Genomic DNA, 678 nt, shown 5'->3' on the forward strand with positions numbered 1-678 from the left:
AACAACGGTCATGGCAATGGCAATCGAAATCAGCACGATTCTGAGTGTGTTCACGTACGGTTCGAACAAAAATGGACTGATCAGGTAACGGTCATATCCGCGATACTTAGATGCCAAAACATTCGGATGCCCAAGTTCCATCAGCACGATCTCCGCATCCCTGCGAGATGCCATCCCTGCCGGTGCCCGCTCTTCCAGCATATCCTCGATCAAGCCTTGCAGTTCTTGCTTGATATCCGCCCTCTGTTGTTCGGGTAGACGCTGCGTTACTGCATAGATGTACCTTTCAATTATTTCCATCCCATTGCCCTCCTTCGGCCTCGTTCATGATGCCTTCCATGTTGATGATCAGCTTGCGCCATTCCCGACACAACTCCGTGTAAACCTCCCGTCCGAACGGGCTAAGCACGTAGTATTTGCGAGGGCGCGGTTCATTCGTATCCCACTTGCTCTCAAGCAGTTCTTGTTTCTCTAGCCTCCGCAGGAGCGGATACAAAGTACCTGGATCGACGGCTACACCTTTCTCCTCCAATACCGGGACAAGAGAGTATCCATACTGTGGTTCGGAAAGTTGACTGAGCACGCTGATGACGATCGTTCCGCGCCTCAGCTCGCTCAACAAACCGTTAATCGTTTCATTCACATCAGGCATATGATCAACTCCTAACCGCATTATAC

At 50.7% G+C, this 678-nt stretch carries 1 protein-coding gene and 1 pseudogene; both read right to left on the reverse strand.

All coding sequences use genetic code 11. The annotated features are described in order from the left end of the window. Positions 1–300, reverse strand: a pseudogene (locus AC1DWB_RS36750) (HAAS signaling domain-containing protein); the annotation flags it as partial. Then, complete coding sequence (locus AC1DWB_RS36755) at positions 287–652, reverse strand: PadR family transcriptional regulator (protein ID WP_477545972.1); 366 nt, start codon at positions 650–652, stop codon at positions 287–289. The gene AC1DWB_RS36755 and the pseudogene AC1DWB_RS36750, both read right to left, overlap by 14 nt. Between the last annotated feature and the right edge of the window lie 26 nt (positions 653–678).

The sequence above is a fragment of the Paenibacillus sp. P4_E11 genome, assembly GCF_056401635.1.

Bases quoted from the DNA above. Each gene is read 5' to 3' on its own strand.
- AC1DWB_RS36755 (WP_477545972.1), bottom strand. From the start codon at position 652: ATGCCTGATGTGAATGAAACGATTAACGGTTTGTTGAGCGAGCTGAGG.